We start from the raw sequence: 19123 nt of genomic DNA, 5'->3' as shown, positions 1-19123 counted from the left end.
GCACTCGATGCCTTCACCTCAGAGGAATGTGCCAACTACCTCAAAAACTCAGGCTATCGAACCTAATGCCATCACGCGCTAGCCCGGGCATGACGAAGGCTGCAAATGTCTCGCTCAGCGCTGCAGCCTTGCCAGCAAGCTCGACGTGTCCCAGCGCTTGCCGCCCATTTTCTCGACTTCGGAATAGAACTGATCGACCAGCGCGGTGACCGGCAGATTGGCGCCGTTGCGGCGGGATTCGGCGATGCAGATCGACAGGTCCTTGCGCATCCATTCGACTGCAAAGCCGAAATCGAACTTGCCGTCGTTCATGGTCTTGTAGCGGTTCTCCATCTGCCAGGACTGCGCGGCGCCCTTGGAGATGGTCTCGATCACGGCCTGGACGTCGAGGCCGGATTTTTTCGCAAAATGAATGCCTTCGGAGAGGCCCTGAACCAGCCCCGCAATACAGATCTGGTTGACCATCTTTGTTAACTGACCGGAACCGGCGGGTCCCAGCAGCTTGCACATCCGCGCATAGGCCGCGATCACGGGCTCGGCGCCGGCATAGGCGTCCGCGGCGCCGCCGCACATCACGGTCAGGACGCCATTTTCGGCGCCGGCCTGGCCGCCGGACACCGGCGCATCGATGAATTTGAAGCCCGCTTTGGTGGCGGCGGCATCGAGCTCGCGGGCGACTTCGGCTGACGCGGTGGTGTGGTCGACGAAGGTCGCGCCCTTCGCCATGCCGGCAAAGGCGCCGTCAGCGCCGATCGTGACGGCGCGCAAATCATTGTCATTGCCGACGCAGCACATCACGAAGTCCTGGCCTTCGGCTGCGGCCTTTGGCGTCGGCGCGGTGCGGCCGCCGAACTTGTCCGCCCATTCCTTCGCCTTGGCTCCGGTCCGGTTGTAAACGGTGACCTGGTGGCCGCCTTTTTTCACCAGATGGCCCGCCATCGGGAAACCCATCACGCCGAGACCGAGAAAAGCGACTTTAGCCATGTGTGCTACCTTATCGTTTGCCCTTGCGGGCTTGATCTTTGGGGGGCCGGACTTCGACCGAAGCTGGGAAGGGCCGGGCGGAACCCTGAGGCGGGTGGCCGCACCATAACCTCTGCGTCATGGAGGGCAACGCCTTCGTTTGGCTGAAAAGGCCGGTTTCGTGCTAATGTCGGACGGTTCAAACAACTCACAAAAAAGGGAGTGAGATCGCATGGGCGTCAGCGTGGGCGTGCTCGATCATTTCAACATCCGGACCCGGAATCTCGCCGACACGGTCCGTTTTTACGAGGATATCCTGGGCCTGGAAAAGGGCGCCCGGCCGAACTTCGCCTTCCCCGGCGCGTGGATGTACTCGGAGGGCAAGGCGGTGGTGCATCTGGTCGATATTTCCAAGACCGATGAGCCCCAAAAGCCTGACTCCGGCGTGGTCCATCACGTCGCCTTCGCCAGCACGGGCTTTGCCGGCATGCAGCAGCGGCTCAAATCCAAGGGGACGGAGTTCGACTCGCGCCAGGTTCCCGGCGGCGATCTTTGGCAGATCTTCGTCACCGATCCCAACGGCGTCATGGTCGAATTGAACTACGAGGCCGCCAAGGAGGGCGGGGTCGTGGCCCCGGCCGAGCGCCGGGACGACGTCGGAGCAAGGTAGCCTTTTGGGCTGCAACGCTCTAAGAGGGCCCCGGTTCTGATGCAATCGGAACCGACTAGAGCGTTTTCCAGCGAAGTGGACTCCGGTTCGCGTCAAGAAAACGCGTCAAACGAGAATCTAGAGCCCCGTTCCGATTTTATCGGAACGGAAAAGGCTCTAGGCTCCAGGAGACGTGCCGTGAGCGTAACGCAGCAACAGGTTCTCGATGCATTGGCCAAGGTGGCTTCGCCGCGCGGCGTTGCCTTGACCAATGCCAATGTGCTGTCGGCGATCACCGCCACTGACGGCAAAGTGTTCTTCTCCATCAACGTCGACGCCGCGGAGGCGCGCGCGTGGGAAAGCGTGCGGGCGCAGGCGGAAGCCGCGGTTCGCGCCATTCCCGGCGTCAGCGTGGCGATGATCGCGCTGACCGCCGAGCGCAAGCCCGGCGCGGCGCCGCCGCCGCCACCTCAGCCGCATCGCCATGCGCACGGCGTGCAGCCGGTGTCGGCGCATAAGCCGCCGCAAAGCCCGGCGTCGCCGATGTCCAGGCAAGCAGAAATTCCCGGCGTCGCCGCCGTGATTGCGGTGGCCTCCGGCAAGGGCGGCGTCGGCAAGTCGACGACGGCGCTCAATCTCGCGCTGGGCTTGCGCGATCTCGGCCTGCGCGTCGGCCTGCTCGACGCTGATATTTACGGCCCCTCGGTGCCGCGGCTGACCGGCATTCACGAGAAGCCGAAACTGAACGACGACCGCAAGATGATTCCGATCGAACGCTTCGGTCTTGCCATCATGTCGATCGGCTTCCTGGTCGAGGAAGAAACCGCGATGATCTGGCGCGGACCGATGGTGATGTCGGCGATCACCCAGATGCTGCGCGACGTGGCATGGGGCACGCTCGACATTCTCGTGGTCGACATGCCGCCCGGCACCGGCGACGCGCAGCTGACGCTGGCGCAGAACGTGCCGCTGAAGGGGGCGGTCATCATCTCGACCCCGCAGGATCTCTCCCTGATCGACGCGCGGCGCGGCCTTGCCATGTTCAAGAAGGTCAACGTGCCCGTGCTCGGCATCGTCGAGAACATGAGCTATTTCCAGTGCCCGCATTGCGGCACCCGGTCGGACATTTTCGGTCATGGCGGGGCGCGGCACGAGGCCGAGCGGCTGGGTGTGCCGTTTCTGGGCGAGGTCCCGCTGCACATGTCGATTCGCACTACCTCGGACTCCGGTAACCCGGTGGTGGCGAGCGAGCCGGATGGTCCGCACGCCGCGATCTACCGCGAGATCGGTACCAAGGTCCGCGACCAGCTTCAGGGCGCAAATGCAGCCGCCTGAGGGCCTTATTCTGCTTCCCTGAGACTTTCGTTTAATCAGTGCAGTCATGCCTTTGTCGCGTTTTCGTTGGCCAACTTCCATGTTAAAGCGCCCCCGCCAGAGCGCCCCGGATGACGTGGAATTCGCCCCGCCGGAGGATCGCTCGCGGAAATTGGGAAACGCCCCGACTTTAAGGAGATGCCTGAATGAAGCGTCGTGATTTTTTGAAAGTTTCAGCGGCCGGTGCTGCCGCGACAGCCGTTGCCTCGCCGGCGATCGCGCAATCCTCGCCTGAAATCAAATGGCGCTTGACGTCGAGCTTCCCGAAGTCGCTCGACACGATTTACGGCGGTGCTGACCAGCTGTCGAAATATGTCGCCGAAATGACCGACAACAAATTCCAGATCCAGGTCTTCGCCGCGGGCGAGGTCGTTCCCGGTCTGCAGGCGCTCGACGCCACCTCCAACGGCACGGTCGAGATGTGCCACACCGTCTCCTATTATTACGTCGGCAAGGACCCGACCTTTGCGATCTTTGCGTCGGTTCCGTTCGGCCTGAACGCGCGCCAGCAGAACTCCTGGTGGTCGCAGGGCGGTGGCGGCGAACTCGGCAACGAGTTCTTCAAGAAGTTCGGCGTGATCGGCTTCCCCTGCGGCAACACTGGCACGCAGATGGGTGGCTGGTTCCGCAAGGAGATCAAGACGGTCGCCGACATGTCGGGTCTCAAATTCCGCATCGGCGGTATCGCCGGTCAGGTGTTGCAGAAGGTCGGCGTCGTGCCGCAGCAGATCGCCGGCGGCGACATCTACCCGGCGCTGGAAAAGGGCACCATCGACGCCGCCGAGTGGGTCGGTCCGTATGACGACGAAAAGCTCGGCTTCCAGAAGGTCGCGAAGTTCTATTATTACCCCGGCTTCTGGGAAGGCGGCCCGATGGTCCACGCCTTCACCAATCTGGAGAAGTGGAATTCGCTGCCGAAGAACTATCAGGCGATCCTCACCAACGCTTCGGCGCACGCCAACGCCTGGATGAACGAACGCTATGACATGCTCAATCCGGCCGCATTGAAGCGCCTGGTTGCCGGCGGCACCCAGCTGCGTCCCTTCACCAACGAAGTGCTGGAAGCCTGCCTGAAGGCGACCAACGAGCTGTGGACCGAACTGTCGGCCAAGAATGCCGACTTCAAGAAGACCATCGATTCGATGCAGGCCTACCGCTCCGACCAGTATCTGTGGTGGCAGGTCGCCGAATACACCTTCGACAGCTTCATGATCCGTTCGCGCACGCGCGGCTGATCTAATTCCTAAGTCGCACAAGCGAGCCCGGTCTCCGCGAGGAGGCCGGGCTTTTTGCGTTACCTTGCAGTTCGGGATGGAAATCGGGAACCGGATGTTCCATGGTGCGCCCAAAGCCTCGGCAAGAAGGCTCTCGGACACACAACCACAAGGGTAGGATTCCATGAAAAGAAGAGATTTTCTCAAGGTCACAGGTATTGGCGCCGCGGGTGCCGCAACTCTGGCGGCGCCGGCGATCGCGCAATCGATGCCGGAAATCAAATGGCGGCTGACGGCGAGCTGGCCGAAATCGCTCGACACGCTGTGGGGCGGGGTTGAGGTGATGGCCAAGCAGGTCGCCGAAGCCACCGACAACAAATTCCAGCTCCAGACCTTTGCCGGCGGTGAAATCGTTCCGGGCCTGCAAGTCCTCGATGCCGTGCAAAACGGTACCGTCGAGATGGGACATACCGCGTCCTACTATTACTTCGGCAAGGACCCGACGTTTGCTTTCGGCACGGCGGTGCCGTTCGGACCCAACCAGCGCCTCAACCAGGCCTGGTACATGCAGGGCGGCGGCAGGGAGCTGCTCAACGAATTCTACAAGAGCTATAACGTCACGTCGTTTCTGGCCGGCAATACCGGTTGCCAGATGGGCGGCTGGTTCCGCAAGGAGATCAACACCGTCGACGACCTGAAGGGACTGAAGATGCGCATCGGCGGCTTCGCCGGCCGCGTCATGCAGAAGCTGGGCGTCGTGCCACAGCAGCTGGCCGGCGGCGACATCTATCCTGCGCTCGAAAAAGGTACGATCGACGCGGCGGAATGGGTCGGCCCTTACGACGATGAGAAGCTCGGCTTCAACAAGGTCGCGCCGCATTATTACTATCCCGGTTGGTGGGAAGGCGGTCCGATGCTGCTCGGCATCGTCAATCTCGACAAGTGGAACGCGCTGCCGAAATACTATCAAACCGTTCTCGAGTTGGCAGGGCAGTCCGCCAACAGCTGGATGATGGCGAAGTACGACCAGCTCAATCCGCCGTCGCTGAAAAAATTGCTCGCCGGTGGCACCAAGTTGCACAGCTTCTCGCCGCCGATCATGCAGGCCTGCCTGAAGGCGACCAAGGAAATCTATGCCGAGACGTCGGCGACCAATCCGAACTTCAAGAAGGTTCTGGACTCGCTGAACGGTTTCACGAGCAACGGATACCAGTGGTTCCAGGTCGCCGAGCTCGGTTACGACAGCTTCATGGCGCGCAACCCGCAGGGCTGATCGTCAAGCAGGCAGCAGCTTCGACAAACAAAAACCCCGGAGCGAAAGCTCCGGGGTTTTTCGTTACAGGAATCTTTGAGATTCTTGGCGGGAATCGCGCCCGCTATTGTTTCGGTTGCCCGAAATCCAGCGGTGGCAGTTCGATCTGCGGCACCTCGATCCTGACCTTGCTGAGATCGACGTCGAGCGGCTTGTCGAGGAACACGGTCACTATGGTCGGGAAAGCGACCACGAGCGCCACCATGATCGCCTGCAGGCCGATCCAGGGCAGGGCGCCCCAATAGATGTCGGAGCTCTTCACTTCCTTCGGCGCGACGCCACGCAGATAGAACAGCGCAAAGCCGAACGGCGGATGCAGGAACGAGGTCTGCATGTTGACGCAGAGCATGACACCGAACCAGATCAGCGCCGCGTCCGGTCCCACGACCGGCGCCAGCACCTTCTGCGCAATCGGCGCGACCATCGGCAGGATGATGAAGGCGATCTCGAAGAAGTCGAGGAAGAACGCCAGGAAGAAGATGAAGACATTGATGAAGATCAGGAAGCCCCAGACGCCGCCGGGGATCGAGGTCAGATGATGCTCGAGCCAGACGCCGCCGGAGACGCCGAGGAACACCACCGAGAAGCAGGTCGAGCCGATCAGGATGAACACCACCATGGTGGAGAGGCGCATCGTCGACTCGTAGCCTTGCTTGATCAGGCCGCGCAGGTCCGGGATGCGGACGGCTTCGAGGCAAAGCCAGACGACGGCGAGATAGACCACCGCGAAGGTGAGCTTCAACATCTTGCCTTCACCGAGCAGGATGCCGACGATCACGGCGACACCGGTGGCGGCGATGCCGAGCAGGAGCATCTTTTGCCCCTTGCTGCTCAGATCCTTGTGGTGGATCGCGGCGAGGACGATGGCGCCGACGGCGCCCATCGCGCCGGCTTCGGTCGGCGTTGCGAGGCCGAGCATCATGGTACCCAGCACCACGAAGATCAGAACGGCTGACGGAATGATGCCCATCAGGCATTTCTTCCAGAGCGGCCAGCCCGTCAGCGTGAGCGCGTCTCTCGGAACCGGAGGGACGTGATCCGGTTTGATGAGGCCGAGCATGAACGTATAGCCGGCGAACAGGGCGATCTGGAGGATGGATGGCCCCCAGGCGCCGAGATACATGTCGCCGACCGACTTGCCGAGCTGGTCGGCCATCACGATCAGCACCAGCGAGGGCGGCACCAATTGGGTGATCGTGCCGGACGCGGCGAGCACGCCGGTGATGTAGCGAATGTTGTAGCCGTAGCGCATCATCACCGGCATCGAGATCAGCGCCATGGCGATGACCTGCGCCGCCACCGTGCCGGTGATCGCGCCGAGGATGAAGCCGACGATGATGACGGAATAGCCGAGGCCGCCGCGGACCGGTCCGAACAGCTGACCCATCGAGTCCAGCATGTCTTCCGCCAGCCCGCACCGTTCCAGGATCGAGCCCATGAAGGTGAAGAAGGGGATCGCCAGCAGCAATTCGTTGGAGAGCACGCTGCCGAAGATGCGGCCCGGAATGGCCTGCAGGAAGTTCATGTCGAAGAAGCCGAGATAGATCGACAGGAATCCGAACGACAGCCCGAGCGCGGCCAGCGTGAAGGCCACCGGGAAGCCGATCAGCATGGCCAGAATCAAGCCGCCGAACATCAGCGGCGGCATCATTTCCAGCGTAATCATTGCACTGGCCTCTCGTATTTGGCGTCGATCATCACATAGCCCTTCAACGCCGCGATACGCTTGATCACTTCGGAGACACCTTGCAGAGCGAGAAAAACGAAGCCCACGGGAACGACGGCCTTGATCGGCCACCGCACCAGGCCGCCGGCGTTGCTCGAAATCTCGCTGACGGCGTAGGATTGCATGAAGAATGGCCACGACAGGTAGGCCAGCAGCAGGCAGGACGGGATCAGGAAAAACAGCGTTCCGATCATGTCGAGCCAGAGCTGTCCGCGTTCGGACAGCATGAGATAGAGAAGTTCGACGCGAACATGCTCGTTCTTCTTGAAGGTATAGGAGGCGCCGAACATCACGAAGACGGCGAACATGTACCACTGCAATTCGAGCCAGCTGTTGGAGCTGTAGCCGAACGCGTAGCGGATCATCGCGTTGGCGGCGCTGACCAGGCAGGCGGCGAGCACGAGCCAGTTGCAGATGCCGCCCAGTTGCTCGTTGATCCAGTCGATGCCGTTACTGATTGCCAACAATGGACGCATTACGTTCTCCTCGGGCACGTCATCGACATGCGCCGGATTTCTTCATTGATATTGCGTCGCCACCCCGCGTCAGGCGCGCACAGCCGCTGCCGCGCGGCAAACGCGCAGCTTCGTTCCGGCGCGAAAAACGCGCAGGTTCGCAGCTCATTCGCTGGAGCGATTGCAACGATAGTCCTCCCCCGTTCGCACGCTTTCGCCGTCTTGGCTGCTCCATGAGGGAGCAGCGGCCCATCCGGCCGTGCTGGCGTAAAGCAGGCGCACCATTTCAGTGCGTTGTGGCGGCGTCAATCGGAAAATGGACAAATTGACGCGGGCTTTCAGTTGCGTGGGGAGGACGCGCTTGGTTGCGCGGGATGGCGAAAATACACGCTGAAATTTCAACCGCCGGTAACGCTCATGTGGCGGCTGACGCTGGGGCGGTTATGGCGGCGGTCGATGATGAAGTCGTGGCCCTTCGGCTTCAGGCCGATGGCGCGATCGATCGCGGCGGAGAGCAGGTCGTTGTCGGCAGATGCCCGCAAGGGTTTGCGCAAATCGGAGGCATCCTCGTGACCGAGGCAGGTGTGCAGCGTGCCGGTGCAGGTGATCCGTACCCGGTTACAGGACTCGCAGAAATTATGGGTCATCGGCGTGATGAAGCCGAGCTTGCCGCCGGTCTCGCTGACGCGGACATAGCGGGCAGGGCCGCCGGTGTCGTCGTCGAGGTCGGTTAGCGTGTAGTGCTGGGCGAGACGCGCGCGCAACAACGACAGCGGCACGTATTGATCGATCCGGCCTTCTCCGATGTCGCCCATCGGCATCACTTCGATCAGCGTCAGCGCCATGCCCTTGTCGTGCGCCCATTGCATCAGCGAGGGGATCTCCTCCTCGTTCATGTTCTTCAGCGCCACCGCGTTGATCTTCACCGCAAGGCCCGCCGCGCGCGCAGCTTCAATGCCGGCCAGCACCTTGTCGATGTCGCCCCAGCGCGTGATGGCGCGGAACTTGGCGGGATCGAGCGTGTCCAGCGAGACGTTGATCCGGCGCACGCCGGCGTCGCGCAACTCGCCGGCAAAGCGCGCCAGCTGCGAGCCATTGGTGGTCAGCGTCAACTCATCGAGCGCGCCGCTCGAAAGATGCCGCGACAGCGAGCGCACCAGCGACATCACGTTGCGCCGGACCAGCGGCTCACCGCCGGTGAGGCGGATTTTGCGCACGCCCTTGGCGACGAAGGCCGAGCACAGCCGGTCGAGTTCTTCCAGCGTCAGCAGATCGGCTTTCGGCAGGAACGTCATGTCCTCGGACATGCAATAGAAGCAGCGCAGGTCGCAGCGATCGGTGACGGAGACCCGCAGATAACGGATGGTCCGCCCGAACGGATCGGTCATCGGAGAGAACAGCTGATCGGGAGAAGTCGACAATCCGCTCATCCAAACTGCCTTGCAAACCCTGCCTGCGCGCCGCGTGCGGCGGAACCGCCGCTACGCCTGTCACCCATCATCCTATAGCGCTTTTGAGCGAAGTGGATACCGGTTGGCGTGAAGAAAGCGCGTTAAAACGAAAGACTTATATCCCGGTTCTGATTTCGATCAGGGCCGGGATATAGGCACGAAGCGGGATGGCTACAATCCACAGCTTTCGGGTGCGGTGCCGATCAGCGGGCCGGCTGCGCCGCCGGCGCGGCGGGGCTCGGGAACGGCGAGGCGGCGGCGGGCGCAGCTGCTGCAGGCTTCGGCTTCTTCGGCCGCATTTTGCGCGGCGGCGGCCCAGCGGGCTTCAGCTCGGCGACCACGGGATTGGGATCGACCGTGACGGAGGCAGGCGTCGTGAAGTCGCCGGGGTCGCGGACCACCTGTACCGGAACCGTGACCGGTTGGAACCTCGGCATCGCGAAGGTGACGGTGAAGCCGGCGTCGGGGGCGGCGACCGCAACCGAGCAGGGGGTCTTGCAGCCCGGTCCGACCGAGGTGGTGGCATCCGCCCCTGGTGGCACCGATTCCAGCTGGACCTGGATCGGCGGCGGCGTCGGCTTGAAGGAATCCATGGAAAAGGTGGAACAGCCGGCCAGAGAAGCTCCGGCGACGGCAATCGCGAACACACGACTTATGATCATCACTCACCTGCGGCGATCAGCCACAATCCCCGAGCCGGACCATAGGAGCGTGAGAACAGGGCCGCAACCACGCCGTGCAGATTCGCTAAAGGATGATTAATGTCGGCACGGAACGATCAATATACTGTATATAAATCAATATGTTACGTGGATGAAGTGGCGCCAATCAGGCTGTTCACCGCCGCCGGCAGCTCGCGAAAATGGCCGATCAGCCGGTCCGGCTTCAGCTCGGCGATCGGCACGTCGGTGTAGCCGAATTCGACCCCGATCACGGGAATGCCTGCGCGCCGGGCCACGCCGACGTCGGGACCGGCATCGCCGACCATGATGGCGCCGGCGAGCTGCGCGCCGGCCCGGGCCAGCGTCTGCTGCAGGATCACCGGATCGGGCTTTGAGACGCCAAACGTGTCCGCGCCGCAGATCGCGGCGAACCGCTTGCTGAGGTCGAGCTTGTCGAGCAGCAGTTTTGAAAGCCATTCCAGCTTGTTGGTGCAGACCGCAAAGCGAAAGCCTTGCCCTTCCAGTTCATCCAGCGCCGCTTCGAGCCCCTCGAAGGGGCGCGATTCATCGGCGATATGTTCGGCATAATAGGCGACGAAATCCTTGGTCAGCCGGTTGAGCTCATCCACGCTCACGGAGCGGTCCTCGAGTTCGAGGCCGCGCTCGATCAGCTTGCGCGCGCCGGCGCCGATCATGTTGCGCGCCTTCGCGAGTGGAACAGGCGCCAGGCCTTCGCGGTCCAGCACGAAGTTGAGCGCGCCAATCAGGTCGGGCGCGGTTTCGACGAGCGTGCCGTCGAGATCGAATACGAGCGTGCGGGGAGCTGTCATTTGCCATTCGCTACCGGCCCGGGCGTGATGATGCAAGTGGGTCGATAGGGCCGATTTAGCCCTCGTTTGCGCTATTCCTGCCCGCCAAACGACGCTAGATATGCGCCGCCAGACCGGCGGATCTTCAAAGGGCATATCCACGTGGACATGGACGCATTGAAACGGCAGGCGGCGGCGCGCGCGCTGGAGCATGTACAGGACGGCATGAAGCTCGGGCTCGGCACCGGCTCGACCGCCAAACACTTTGTCGAACTGCTCGGCGAGAAAGTCGCGAAGGGCATGCGCGTGATCGGTGTGCCGACCTCCGAGGCGACCCGCGCACAGGCGCAGGCCTGCGGCGTGCCGCTGACCACGCTCGACGAGATCGACCATCTCGATCTCACCGTCGACGGCGCCGACGAGTGCGACGGCGCGCTCAATCTCATCAAGGGCGGCGGCGGCGCGCTGCTGCGGGAGAAGATCGTGGCGGCGGCCTCCGATCGCATGATCGTGATCGCCGACGACAGCAAATGGGTCGATGTTCTCGGCCGCTTCCCCCTGCCGATCGAGGTGATCCCGTTCGGGCTTGCGGCGACGCAGCGGGCGATCGTGCAAGCCTTTCTAGAATGTGGGGCATTTGCGCAAAGCGGCGTTTCCGGGCAAATGGAGGTCCGGAAGACCAAGGACGGCCACGTTTTTGTCACCGATGGCGGCCACTGGATTGTGGATGCCCATCTCGGGGAAATACCGGATGCGCCGCGACTGGCAGGCTTGTTGAGCGTGATCCCGGGCGTCGTCGAACACGGTCTGTTCATTGGTCTGGCGCGCACGGCCGTGCTGGCCGGCGCACAGGGAATTCGCGTAGTTGAGCGGCGATAGCGCCGAATCTTTGAGGAGAATTGGAATGAAGAGTTTTTCGGGAAGTTTGTCGGCTGCGGGTCTCGCGGTGGCGCTGGCGCTGATCGGAGCGCCGGCCATGGCGCAGCAGAAAAACGCTCCTGCGGCCACCGTGGCTGTACCCGGCAAGCCGGCGTCGCCCGCCGCAATCGCCGCGGCCAAGGAAATCCTGACCATGAAGAACGCGAGCGCGATGTACGCCAACGCCGTTCCGGGTCTCGTCGAGAAGACCAAGAACGTGTTGCTCGGGGCCAACCTCAACTACCAGAAAGACCTCAACGAGGTCGCCGTGATCGTCGCCAAGAGTCTGGCCGGCCGCGAAAAGGAAATCGGCGACGGCATGGCGCAGATCTACGCCAACGAGTTCACCGAGCAGGAATTGAAGGACCTGGCGACGTTCTACAAATCGCCGCTCGGCCAGAAACTGATCCTGAACGAACCGAGGGCGATCTCGGGCAGCATGGCCTATATGAACGATTGGGCGCAGTCCTTTGCCGAGGTGATCAACGGCCAGTTCCGCACCGAGATGAGGAAGCGCGGCAAGGAAATCTGAGCTGGTAGAGGGCGAATGGCGGTAGAGGGGCGAATGGCGAATAGGGAGTAGCGAATAGCAGGCGCGAAGCGGGGTCGCCTCACCATTCGCTATTCGCCATTCGCAACGCACTATTCGCCACTCGCGGAAAGTAGACATGGCTGAATACGACGTCGATCTGTTTGTCATCGGTGGCGGTTCGGGCGGCGTCCGCGCCGCGCGCATCGCGGCCGGCTACGGCGCCAAGGTGATGGTGGCCGAAGAATACCGGATGGGCGGCACCTGCGTGATCCGCGGCTGCGTGCCGAAAAAACTGTTCGTGATCGGCTCGCACGTCCGTCACGAGATCGAGGACGCCGCGGGCTTCGGCTGGACCATCCCCGAAATCTCCTTCGACTGGAAGACGCTGGTCGCCAACAAGGACAAGGAGATCGCCCGGCTCGAGGGCATCTACACGACCAATGTCGAGAAATCCGGCGCGCAGGTGGTGAAGGCCCGTGCGGTGCTGGAAGACGCCCACACGCTGCGTCTGTCCGACGGCAAGAAAATCACCGCGCAAACCATTCTGATCGCGACCGGCGGCCGGCCCAACCATGGCGCGGAAATTCCCGGCATCGAGCATGTGATCTCGTCGGACGAAGCGTTCCACCTCACCGATCTGCCTGAGCGTATCGTGATCCAGGGCGGCGGCTATATCGCGCTCGAATTCGCCGGCATCTTCAAAGGCTACGGCGCCGATGTCACCGTGATCTATCGCGGCGACAACATCCTTCGCGGTTTTGACGAGGACGTGCGCAAGCATGTGCGCGCGGAGATGGAGAAGCAGGGCATCAACATCATCACCGGCTGCACCATCAGCAAGGTCGACAAGCACGGCAAGGAATTCACCACGCATCTGTCGAGCGGGTCGAGCATCGCCTCCGACCAGGTGATGTTCGCGATCGGCCGCCATCCCAACGTCGCCAATCTCGGGCTGGAGACCGCTGATGTCGCGATCAATCCGAAGAACGGCGGCATCGCCGTCGACGCCTGGTCGAAAACGTCGACGCCGAACATCTACGCCATCGGCGACGTCACCCACCGCACCAATTTGACGCCGGTGGCGATCCGCGAGGGCCATGCCTTCGCCGACACCGTGTTCGGCAAGCGCCCGGTGCAGGTCGATCACGCCACCATCCCGACCGCGGTGTTCTCGCAGCCCGAAGTCGGCACCGTGGGCCTCACCGAAGCCGAAGCCCGCGCGCAGTTCAGCCACGTCGATATCTACAAGACCGATTTCCGGCCCATCAAGGCGACGATGTCCGGCCGCGACACCCGCGTCCTGATGAAGCTCGTGGTCGACGGCACGAGCGACCGCGTGCTCGGCTGCCACATCGTCGGCGAAGGCGCCGCCGAGATCACGCAAGCCGTCGGCATCGCCGTGAAGATGAAAGCGACCAAGGCCGATTTCGACGCCACCATCGCGCTGCACCCGACCGCGGCGGAAGAACTGGTGACGATGCGGACGCCGACGGCGCGCTATGTGCGGGAAGCGGCGGCGGAGTAGGGCGCGCGTAGCCTGGATGGGCGCAGGGAGATGCGCTCAGTATCGCGGTCGATTGTCGCCGCGCCGCTGGAGTGCGAAAGCGTAGTGGGGATTGATCCCGCAAAAGGCGTCGGTACCGTTAGCGGTGGCCATGCACTGGGCGTAGCTGGAGAATTGGCAATTGCCCGGATAGCCCCATACGCGCCCTTGCAGGCAGTAGCTATTCCGAACGTTCTCATAAGCCTGGGGACCGTAAAAACTTGGGCCATATGCCTGAGCCCGGGCTTGCCCGCCTGCCAAGGCTAAACTCATCGTCAAAATCGTCAAAGCCAGAGTGCGCATTGGAGTTTCCTCGAAGTCGGCACAGCACCGGTGCATTTGGACCGCCGGCAGTATTGATCCAGGTCAATGTATTCAGGAGAGGTCCACACGTGAAGCGAGCGCGTGTCAATCTTGCGTGTTTCTTCCATCGAGCAATCCGCGCACCAGATAGCGACACCCGGACATGCCGATCCCCGGCATAGCCGGTGAGCTCGACCACCCCGCCTGTCATTGACCGGCCGCGCCCGACTGCAAGTAAGCAATGATCTTCGCCCGCTCCTCCGCCGATGCGAGACCGCCATACGGCTTCATGGTGTTGCCGGGCACGACCGCATCGGCGTTAGCCATGAAACGCTCGAGCTTGTCGGCGTCCCAGGCGAAGCCCGCCTCCTTCATGGCGCTGGAATAGCCGTAGTCCGGCAGCGACCCTGCCTTCCGCCCGATAATTTTGTGCAGATTTGGGCCTTGCCGGTTATCGCCCTCCTTGACGGTGTGGCAGGTCCGGCACGCATTGTTGAACGCCTGTTGGCCGGCGGCAGCATCCGCGCCTTGCGCCGGCGTTTGCGATGCGGCTGACGAAGACAACGTCAGGCACGCCATCCCGCTCAGGGCCAAGGCTTGAACAAGGGTTCGCATCGGCCGTCCTCCGTATTCCCCTGTCCAACAAAACGCACGAGGCAGCGAAGGTTTCCCTTGGCCATGGGGTAATCGGCGGCTCACGAGGCGGAAGCCTCGTGTAAGGCATTGCTTGACGATCGTAAGGTCTTGCCTTACATATCGCTCATGATCCGCTCGTTCCGGGACAAGGCTCTCGAACGTTTTTTCACGACCGGGGACGGGCGCCGGCTCAGCGTTCAGAATCCGAAGCGGATTGCCAACATACTGAGGGCGCTCGATGACGCGTCGCGGCCAGAGGATATGAATTTGCCGGGATTCCGGTTTCATGCGCTGGTCGGCCGCGATCGGGGGCGCTATGCGGTCAGTGCCAGCGGAAATTGGCGCATTACATTCGGTTGGATCGAAGGCGATGCCCTCGACGTCGATCTGGAGGACTACCATTGAGGATCAAGCCATGACCAAGAAGCTTCCGAAGCGTGGTTTGCCGCCGATGCATCCCGGTGAACTTCTTCGCGAGGAGATTTTGCCCGCTCTCGACCGGCCCAAGACAGAGATCGCCAGGCTGCTCGGCGTGTCGCGTCAGACGTTGTACGATCTCCTGAAGGAGAAGCAGCCGGTTACCCCGGTGATGGCGTTGCGGCTCGGGAAGTTGTGCGGCAACGGTCCCGATCTCTGGCTCAATCTGCAAAAGCGATACGATTTGGATCAGGCCGAGCGGGAGCTTGGAGAGGATATCAAGAACATCCCGACGCTGGCCGTAGCCTGACACTGGCCCTTACATGACAAAGTTTGGCAGGGAGTTGATCGAGAGCATGCAGCAGGCAGCAAAGCAGGCCGCTGCCAAGAAAGTGCGTGTAACCACTAGAAAGTCGGCGCCTGGCAGGGAACTACGCGGAAGGCCCGCCAGGCGTAGCCCGGATGAGCGAAGCGAAATCCGGGTCTCAATTCGCCCGAACCCGCATGTCGCTGCTCTCATGTGGGCTACAAACCGCCACAGAGCTGTTGCGCCTCTACTTCGTATCCTGCCGCGACCTCTTCCGGAAAGCCAAGGCCTCCGGGCCCCACATCCTGATCATCACAATCGCGCAGGAGGCAATGCCGACGAAGGCGAGCATGACGGTGAGGGCGATTTCCATGATGTGTGCATAGATGATTTGCGGGTGATTTGTCTTCCGTATCACTACGGTGTCATTGCGTTTCCCTGCATCGCGTTTCGGCGTTGACCGCCTGCAATCCTCCAGCGCATTCAGGCGTTGGGGGCGTTCATGCAAGTCTTCCGCCGGACCTTGGCCCACGCATCTGATGTTCGGCATTTTCGGGCGCGGCACGCGCGTCCTGGATTCCGCGGGGAGCGGAGCTGCTGCTTTTTTGGCAGCGCCTATTTTAGGCGCTACCGGACAGGTGGCTTGGGAGGATGGCGATCCACGACCACGGAGTCGGGATGCGAGACGATGGTCATGAACCAGATCGAGCTTACGACCAGCGACCAGAACGTATTCCAGTAAACCCAATTCATTGGTGCTTCCAATCCATCTAGGGCTTCCGGGTCCGAACGTCGCTCAGGCTCTTTGCAACAAAGTCTTCGAGATGCGCCGGCACCGGAGCTCCCTCAATATCACAGCGACATTGGATTTCCTCTGCGACATTTTTGGAGATGTCGGCGGTCCAGTGTTCGAGCGTGTTGAAGGCGTAGATTCCGACCGGGTTGTTGAAACGCGCCAGCATCAGATCGTTGATCACGGTATCGAGATCGGGGCGCTCGATCGGATTCTGAAGCTGCAAATCCCTCGGACCAAACGTGTCCATCACCAGATAAAGCGTTTGGTCGGCGCCATAGGGCACGGTTAACGGCATTCCAGTCATGGCCTGGGCACTCCGTGGAACGCAGATTCAAGTTTGAATCGAAGCGTTGGTTCCAGCGGCGGCGTGTGCACCTTCGTCTATTTTTCGCTGACATAGTTGATGCAACGACGATGCCCGGCCGGGCGCCGGCTCAGCACCAGAAATGAGAGGCAGCATTAGCCTGGATGAGCAACGCGACATCGGGTCTTGGCCCCCGCATGCCGCGGTGCTCATGCGGGCTAACGTCGGCAGGTGGGCTCAAGATACCAGCGACAACAGGCGCTCGGCTTTGAATCGCTTGTAGGCGTCGATCGCCCGGTTCGCGAGCATCAGCTTTCGCGTTTCGCCACGCCGGATCAGGGTCTCGACGGCATCCGTCAGGAAGCGCGCCGCGACTTCGGCATCGCCGAGTTCGCCGGTCCCCTCGAGATAATCCCAGGCGATCTGGATCGAATTTTCCATCAGCAATGGCAATGGTTCGGTCATGGAAATAAAACTCCTTAAGGCAACATCAGTTCCTCAAGGCGGCGGCAGCGTGGGGCATCCACGCCGCCCCGCGCCGGGTTACGGCCTCGGACCGTAGCTGCTGACCTTGCCGTTGATGTCGAAGGTGAAGGTCAATCCGAGGAACGACAATTGACCGCCGCGGGCGTCGATCACGTCGGGGTTCTTGGTACCGGGCGTCCACTTCATGCCGCCACTCACGGCGTCGAGTTCGATTGCGTTGAGTTCGCGATTGTCGGTGGTCATGTCAGTCTCCATTCATTGGTGGCAAAAGCCACTTGCGATGGTGATGGAGTAACCACAGCAGCCGGTCAGCGACTGTGACCGACGTCACAATGCCGGCCGCCCCGATGGCGCGCGCCGCAAATCCGTAAAGTTCGATTCAATGCGCCGTTAACGCGCTAAGGGAACCTTACGGCCTCACCTTCAAGTTGGTGATCTGCTGATCCAACGGATGTCACCCGTGACGATGGATGCTCTTAAGCCAAAGGTGGTGCGCGAACCGCGCCGGCAACTGCACAAGCAGCCGGCCTGGATGACGGTCGACGATGGCCTGACCAACCGCGAATGCTTCGTGCTCGACGTATCGCCGGGCGGCGCCAGGATCGTGACCGATGTCGCGATCGATGTCCGCGACAAGTTCGGATTGGCGCTGGTGCGCGATCGCCCAAAACACCAGTCCTGCGAAGTCGTCTGGCGCCGCGGCAAGACCTACGGCGTCAAGTTTTTGGGCGCCGGCAAAGCAGGCGCAGGGCCGGTCAACGACCTTTCTGCCGTAGAGCCCCACGCGCAGGCGGACCTGTTCGACACAGCTCAGCGCGTGACGGCGGAAGCCTGACCCGCCTTGCGGACCTTCGTCATTCCCCGATGCGCATTTGCGCATCGGGGAATGATGGAAGCTGATTTCCGGCCCAAGGTGCGAAATCTTGCCACGCGCAAAACGAAGGCCCGACACTTTGGGTGCCGGGCCTCCGCGTCGCGCTCGCGAGCGAGCCTATTTCTTCTTGGTGGCGCTGCCCGTGGTCTGCTGACCCGGCGCGTGTTCCGATGCGCCCGGTGCCGTCGATTTCTTGGCAGCCTTCATCTTGTGACCGGGCGCGTATTCCGACGCGCCCGGTGCCGTCGATTTCTTGGCAGCCTTCATCTTGTGACCCGGCGCGTATTCCGACGCACCCGGAGCCGTTGATTTCTTGGCACCCTGCATCTGATGGCCCGGTGAGCTATCCGATGCGCCAGGTGATTTGGTTCCGGATTGCGCAAAGGCGGACGAAGCTAACGCGAGCGACGCCGCGACGATCAGGGATTTCTTGAACATCGTGTTTCTCCTGCTGGCTATCGGCAATAAATGCGCGGTGCGCGCGCACGTTCCACTTTTTCCCGAATGAATGCTTCCGGGATGAAGAAATAATTTGCCGGCAAGGTTGATGAACGGATGTTTATCTCTTGCGCAAACGCTTAGCGTTTGTCGCAGTCCATGAGACGGAGAACTCCTGAAAGCGTAGTCCGGATGAGCTGCCGGGTCGCGGCAACGCGCGCCCGATGACAGGCACATCCGTGACGTCAGCCAGCCTCAGCAAATGTTCCTGGTGGAGGTCTTCATCATCCAGGGAAAGTAATTTTCCTTGAGCCATTCGATGGTGGCCCGATCGATACGCGGCTTGCCGCCCGACACGGCGTCCAATTCCGCAGCCGTGAATTCGACGGCGTTGATTTCCTGCGTCTGCTTTCTTCCCATTTTCGGAGCGCTCATGTTTCCCTCCTTGGTGAGCAGGGGACCATCCCCTCGGGGGCTCGGTCGTGGAAATAGGCGGCCAGAGCGGTGTTTGGCTGTGACTGGCATCACATTGCAGCGGCAAATCAGCCTGACGGCCGCACCCGGCGTAGCCGAGGAGTAAGTCACTTCTGATTTACGGAATCCGTGTCAAGCCCCGAAATAAAAAATATTTCTGTTTACCGGAAAGAAAATCAGGTGCATATCTTTGGCCATCCCGTCCCACTCAGAGGGCGTCGGCCGTCGTCACGGACGTTGGGCGGGTTGCGATGGACGCTTGTTTACGCTGAGACGATGGCGTGGGTTAAGCGTACGGCAAAACCGTGTGGTCCTGGCGCCCGTTGCTGGCGTCAAGCCGTCGGCTAAGCGCAAGCTGAACCGGCGGTGACGGAGTCAACCAAGAACTCGTCTCCGGGGAGATCACGGCATAAGCCGTAAAGCCATTGCGCAGGGAAGGCCGGGTGTTCTCCGCTGCCCTGTATGCTCGTGTGCAGCTTT

The 19123-nt window shown here is 61.7% G+C and carries 25 protein-coding genes; 11 read left to right on the top strand and 14 right to left on the bottom strand.

The features are described from left to right. Positions 1–114: 114 nt before the first annotated feature. Entirely contained in the window at positions 115–984 is an 870-nt protein-coding gene (locus JQ558_RS36465) for an NAD(P)-dependent oxidoreductase (protein WP_212296689.1), read from the bottom strand. Positions 985–1195: 211 nt separating this feature from the next. Here JQ558_RS36465 and JQ558_RS36460 point away from each other — a divergent pair, with 211 nt between their 5' ends. The 4 genes from JQ558_RS36460 to JQ558_RS36445 all read left to right on the top strand — a co-directional run bounded on the left by JQ558_RS36460 (position 1196) and on the right by JQ558_RS36445 (position 5473). After that, positions 1196–1633, top strand: a complete 438-nt coding sequence (locus JQ558_RS36460; protein WP_209836065.1) for a VOC family protein — start codon at positions 1196–1198, stop codon at positions 1631–1633. A gap of 177 nt (positions 1634–1810) precedes the next feature. Then, positions 1811–2947: an Mrp/NBP35 family ATP-binding protein gene (locus tag JQ558_RS36455; RefSeq protein WP_212296688.1), complete on the top strand. Its 1137-nt coding sequence runs from the start codon at positions 1811–1813 to the stop codon at positions 2945–2947. 185 nt (positions 2948–3132) lie between these two features. Next, positions 3133–4221: a TRAP transporter substrate-binding protein gene (locus JQ558_RS36450; RefSeq protein ID WP_212210848.1), complete on the top strand. Its 1089-nt coding sequence runs from the start codon at positions 3133–3135 to the stop codon at positions 4219–4221. Positions 4222–4384: 163 nt separating this feature from the next. Continuing rightward, positions 4385–5473 (top strand): TRAP transporter substrate-binding protein, encoded by a 1089-nt coding sequence (locus JQ558_RS36445; protein WP_212296687.1) that lies wholly within the window; start codon positions 4385–4387, stop codon positions 5471–5473. 103 nt (positions 5474–5576) lie between these two features. On the opposite strand, the gene JQ558_RS36440 is transcribed toward JQ558_RS36445, so the two are convergent. The 5 genes from JQ558_RS36440 to JQ558_RS36420 form a co-directional block, all read right to left on the bottom strand. After that, positions 5577–7178 carry a TRAP transporter large permease subunit gene (locus JQ558_RS36440; RefSeq protein WP_212210854.1) on the bottom strand — a complete coding sequence of 534 codons (1602 nt, stop codon included), beginning with the start codon at positions 7176–7178 and terminating at the stop codon, positions 5577–5579. After that, positions 7175–7714 (bottom strand): TRAP transporter small permease subunit, encoded by a 540-nt coding sequence (locus tag JQ558_RS36435; protein WP_212210856.1) that lies wholly within the window; start codon positions 7712–7714, stop codon positions 7175–7177. The genes JQ558_RS36440 and JQ558_RS36435 overlap by 4 nt, the downstream gene beginning before the upstream one ends. A 377-nt stretch (positions 7715–8091) precedes the next feature. Continuing rightward, positions 8092–9123: a GTP 3',8-cyclase MoaA gene (gene moaA, locus JQ558_RS36430; protein ID WP_212276894.1), complete on the bottom strand. Its 1032-nt coding sequence runs from the start codon at positions 9121–9123 to the stop codon at positions 8092–8094. A 224-nt stretch (positions 9124–9347) separates the two neighbouring features. After that, positions 9348–9806, bottom strand: a complete 459-nt coding sequence (locus JQ558_RS36425) for a hypothetical protein (RefSeq protein WP_212296686.1) — start codon at positions 9804–9806, stop codon at positions 9348–9350. A gap of 143 nt (positions 9807–9949) precedes the next feature. Continuing rightward, positions 9950–10636: an HAD-IA family hydrolase gene (locus tag JQ558_RS36420; RefSeq protein WP_212296685.1), complete on the bottom strand. Its 687-nt coding sequence runs from the start codon at positions 10634–10636 to the stop codon at positions 9950–9952. 147 nt (positions 10637–10783) lie between these two features. On the opposite strand from JQ558_RS36420, the gene rpiA reads away from it, so the two are divergent. From rpiA to gor, 3 genes are all read left to right on the top strand, one after another. Further along, positions 10784–11494 (top strand): ribose-5-phosphate isomerase RpiA, encoded by a 711-nt coding sequence (rpiA, locus tag JQ558_RS36415; protein ID WP_212210864.1) that lies wholly within the window; start codon positions 10784–10786, stop codon positions 11492–11494. Between the two features lie 25 nt (positions 11495–11519). Continuing rightward, a complete protein-coding gene (locus JQ558_RS36410; RefSeq protein ID WP_212210866.1) occupies positions 11520–12065 on the top strand; it encodes a DUF2059 domain-containing protein in 546 nt (181 codons plus the stop codon). Between the two features lie 136 nt (positions 12066–12201). Then, a complete protein-coding gene (gene gor, locus JQ558_RS36405; RefSeq protein ID WP_212296684.1) occupies positions 12202–13590 on the top strand; it encodes a glutathione-disulfide reductase in 1389 nt (462 codons plus the stop codon). Between the two features lie 36 nt (positions 13591–13626). Here gor and JQ558_RS36400 read toward each other — a convergent pair whose 3' ends face one another. Both JQ558_RS36400 and JQ558_RS36395 read right to left on the bottom strand, forming a co-directional pair. Continuing rightward, positions 13627–13911, bottom strand: coding sequence for a DUF3551 domain-containing protein (locus tag JQ558_RS36400; RefSeq protein ID WP_212296683.1), 285 nt, complete (start codon positions 13909–13911; stop codon positions 13627–13629). A gap of 207 nt (positions 13912–14118) precedes the next feature. Beyond that, positions 14119–14526 (bottom strand): cytochrome c family protein, encoded by a 408-nt coding sequence (locus JQ558_RS36395; protein ID WP_212296682.1) that lies wholly within the window; start codon positions 14524–14526, stop codon positions 14119–14121. A 147-nt stretch (positions 14527–14673) separates the two neighbouring features. Here JQ558_RS36395 and JQ558_RS36390 point away from each other — a divergent pair, with 147 nt between their 5' ends. The 3 genes from JQ558_RS36390 (at position 14674) to JQ558_RS36380 (ending at position 15657) form a co-directional block, all read left to right on the top strand. Further along, positions 14674–14952, top strand: a complete 279-nt coding sequence (locus JQ558_RS36390) for a type II toxin-antitoxin system RelE/ParE family toxin (RefSeq protein WP_212296681.1) — start codon at positions 14674–14676, stop codon at positions 14950–14952. 10 nt (positions 14953–14962) lie between these two features. After that, positions 14963–15274: a HigA family addiction module antitoxin gene (locus tag JQ558_RS36385; protein WP_192740456.1), complete on the top strand. Its 312-nt coding sequence runs from the start codon at positions 14963–14965 to the stop codon at positions 15272–15274. Positions 15275–15426: 152 nt separating this feature from the next. Then, positions 15427–15657: a hypothetical protein gene (locus JQ558_RS36380; protein ID WP_212296680.1), complete on the top strand. Its 231-nt coding sequence runs from the start codon at positions 15427–15429 to the stop codon at positions 15655–15657. A 241-nt stretch (positions 15658–15898) separates the two neighbouring features. Here JQ558_RS36380 and JQ558_RS38045 read toward each other — a convergent pair whose 3' ends face one another. From JQ558_RS38045 to JQ558_RS36365, 4 genes are all read right to left on the bottom strand, one after another. After that, the gene (locus JQ558_RS38045) at positions 15899–16024 is read right to left on the bottom strand and encodes a hypothetical protein (protein ID WP_283813696.1); all 126 of its coding nucleotides are present in this window, start codon (positions 16022–16024) and stop codon (positions 15899–15901) included. Positions 16025–16041: 17 nt separating this feature from the next. Beyond that, complete coding sequence (locus JQ558_RS36375; RefSeq protein ID WP_249119172.1) at positions 16042–16371, bottom strand: hypothetical protein; 330 nt, start codon at positions 16369–16371, stop codon at positions 16042–16044. A 237-nt stretch (positions 16372–16608) separates the two neighbouring features. Then, the gene (locus JQ558_RS36370) at positions 16609–16836 is read right to left on the bottom strand and encodes a hypothetical protein (RefSeq protein WP_212210873.1); all 228 of its coding nucleotides are present in this window, start codon (positions 16834–16836) and stop codon (positions 16609–16611) included. A 78-nt stretch (positions 16837–16914) separates the two neighbouring features. Further along, positions 16915–17100: a hypothetical protein gene (locus JQ558_RS36365; protein WP_212210874.1), complete on the bottom strand. Its 186-nt coding sequence runs from the start codon at positions 17098–17100 to the stop codon at positions 16915–16917. Between the two features lie 223 nt (positions 17101–17323). Here JQ558_RS36365 and JQ558_RS36360 point away from each other — a divergent pair, with 223 nt between their 5' ends. Further along, positions 17324–17692, top strand: coding sequence for a PilZ domain-containing protein (locus JQ558_RS36360; RefSeq protein WP_249142795.1), 369 nt, complete (start codon positions 17324–17326; stop codon positions 17690–17692). A 156-nt stretch (positions 17693–17848) separates the two neighbouring features. Here JQ558_RS36360 and JQ558_RS36355 read toward each other — a convergent pair whose 3' ends face one another. Continuing rightward, positions 17849–18169, bottom strand: a complete 321-nt coding sequence (locus JQ558_RS36355; RefSeq protein WP_212296678.1) for a hypothetical protein — start codon at positions 18167–18169, stop codon at positions 17849–17851. Between the two features lie 255 nt (positions 18170–18424). Continuing rightward, the gene (locus JQ558_RS36350; protein WP_212210877.1) at positions 18425–18604 is read right to left on the bottom strand and encodes a hypothetical protein; all 180 of its coding nucleotides are present in this window, start codon (positions 18602–18604) and stop codon (positions 18425–18427) included. Between the last annotated feature and the right edge of the window lie 519 nt (positions 18605–19123).

The sequence above is a fragment of the Bradyrhizobium sp. AUGA SZCCT0160 genome (assembly GCF_018130105.1).
Taxonomy (GTDB): domain Bacteria; phylum Pseudomonadota; class Alphaproteobacteria; order Rhizobiales; family Xanthobacteraceae; genus Bradyrhizobium.
Note: the sequence above shows the minus strand (reverse complement) of the source record. Positions and strands in the feature narration are given on the sequence as shown.